We start from the raw sequence: 2048 nt of genomic DNA, 5'->3' as shown, positions 1-2048 counted from the left end.
TTAGTCGCAATTTAATTGCGCCTATTAACAGCTTAAAAAAAGCAGCCATAAAACTGTCATCAGGCGACTTATCTGCCCGTGTTGCCATACCTGCAAGCAGAAAAGATGAGCTTGGGGTGCTTGGTCGCGACTTTAACAGTATGGCCAATCAGCTTGAGCAACTTATTAGTGCCCAAAAGCGTTTGCTTGCTGATATATCTCACGAGTTGCGCTCCCCACTTACGCGTTTAAAAATGGCCACAGGGCTTGCTCAAATGCAAGCCAGCGAGGCAAGCCAATCGTATTTATTACGGATAGAAAAAGAAGCAAATCAACTTGATAAAATGATTGCTGATGTACTGCAAGTATCACGTTTAGAGGCACAAAGCCAAGCACTGTCTCTTCAAAAGCAGTCGTTAAAAGATATAGTAGAACACGTACTAAACGATGCACAGTTTGAAGCTAAACAAAATACTAAAACACTCACATTTAGCGGCAGTGCCGATGTTATGCTCAGTTGCGATGAGTCGTTAATAGCCAGTGCACTCGAAAACTTATTACGCAATGCAATAAAATACGCACACAGCAATATTAGCTTTAACGTACACTATAACAGCAAAGTTTATATTGAAATTTGCGACGATGGACCAGGCGTGCCAAATGATCAATTAAGCAAGCTTTGTGAGCCCTTTTTTAGACAATCTGATGCCCGCGACCGAGTAAGTGGTGGCACGGGGCTTGGCTTAGCCATCGCTAAAAATGCTATTATTGCGCACGGTGGTAGTTTAGCGTTATCAAATAAAGAAAATGGTGGTTTATGTGCCAACATAACCTTACCAATAACTAAAGAGTAACCCATGTTTTATAGCAGTGAAAGTGAGCTTGAAAATAACCAATCTGCAATTGAAGAGTTTTTTGAAAACACACTCATTAAATCTAACTTAAAAACCTTGCATGGCACATTATTTTACGCCTATGCAAAACCCGCTAATGCAAAAATGGCGTTAGTTATTAGTTCTGGCAGAGTAGAAGGCACTGATAAATATAAAGAGCTTTTGTGGGAATTTTATAACAATGGGTATGCAGTTTTTATAATTGACCATCAAGGTCAAGGTCGCTCTTATCGGCATTTGAAAAACAAGCACAAAGGTTATGTTCAAAACTTTCAAGATTATAGCGCAGATCTAAACCAGTTTACCGAACAGGTAGTCAATACTCACTGGCAAGGTAATAAAGCGTTAATTGCCCATTCAATGGGAGGAGCGATTGCTCTGCATTATTTAGCAACCTATAAGCATGACTACAAGGGGGTATTTTTGTCAGCTCCCATGTTAAATATTTTTACTAAAAAAGTGCCTCGCTTTTCTACCACATTGGCTGTCAACATCGCTAAAATGTTGGGCTTTCAATACAGCTATGCCTTTGGGCAAAAAAACTATATTCCCTTAAATTTTGACCTAAACGTGCTAACAAGTAGTGAAATACGTTACAAACAATTTAGGCAAACTTATCACGCTACGCCAGCATTACAACTCGGCGGGGTAACTTATGGATGGTTACACGCGGTTATTAAATTTTTGCCATCAATAGATAAGTTAAATATCACCATTCCTATGTATATAGCCAAAGCCGAAAACGATGAAGTAGTAAATAATTCCGCCCTTGATAAGCTAGCTAAAAGCCATGCAAATGCATCAATTGAAAGCTTTAAAGGTGCAAAACATGAGCTCTTTTTTGAACGTGACGAAATTCGTAAGCCAGCACTAAAAAGCATGTACACATTTTGTGAGTCTGTTAATGTTTAACCACGACAGATAATGGGTCGAGGTGGATAAGTATATCAACCTCAGACTCAAAGCAATCGACTATCATTTTTTCCACTTCGTCTGCTACATTGTGGGCACGAATTAACGATAAATCGTCATCTAATTCTAGGTGCATTTGTATAAATTTAATTTTCCCGCCTTGGCGCGTACGAATACCATGCACCCCATGCACATCAGGGTGCATTTTGGCTATATCAAAAATACTTTGTTTTTCTTCGTCCGGTAGTTCTTTATCCATTAAAT

General features: G+C 39.2%; 3 protein-coding genes. 2 read left to right on the top strand and 1 reads right to left on the bottom strand.

The window, feature by feature from the left end; translation table 11 throughout:
* Together AABI99_RS18185 and AABI99_RS18180 are read left to right on the top strand one after the other, a co-directional pair.
* Nucleotides 1-833: ATP-binding protein (locus tag AABI99_RS18185; RefSeq protein WP_338367526.1), on the top strand; the 833-nt coding region annotated here is incomplete at its 5' end.
* 3 nt (nucleotides 834-836) lie between these two features.
* The gene (locus AABI99_RS18180; protein ID WP_338367525.1) at nucleotides 837-1784 is read left to right on the top strand and encodes an alpha/beta fold hydrolase; all 948 of its coding nucleotides are present in this window, start codon (nucleotides 837-839) and stop codon (nucleotides 1782-1784) included.
* On the opposite strand, the gene AABI99_RS18175 is transcribed toward AABI99_RS18180, so the two are convergent.
* Nucleotides 1774-2048, bottom strand: a 275-nt coding sequence (locus AABI99_RS18175) for a cation transporter dimerization domain-containing protein (protein ID WP_338367524.1), incomplete at its 5' end; no start/stop codon positions are given. The two genes, AABI99_RS18180 and AABI99_RS18175, sit on opposite strands and share 11 nt — an antisense overlap.

The sequence above is a fragment of the uncultured Pseudoalteromonas sp. genome (assembly GCF_963922945.1).
Classification (GTDB): Bacteria; Pseudomonadota; Gammaproteobacteria; order Enterobacterales; family Alteromonadaceae; genus Pseudoalteromonas.
This window is presented reverse-complemented; position numbering and strand designations above follow the sequence as displayed.

Excerpts from the sequence above, each read along its gene's own strand:
- AABI99_RS18180 (WP_338367525.1), top strand. The coding sequence starts at position 837 with ATGTTTTATAGCAGTGAAAGTGAGCTTGAAAATAACCAATCTGCAATT.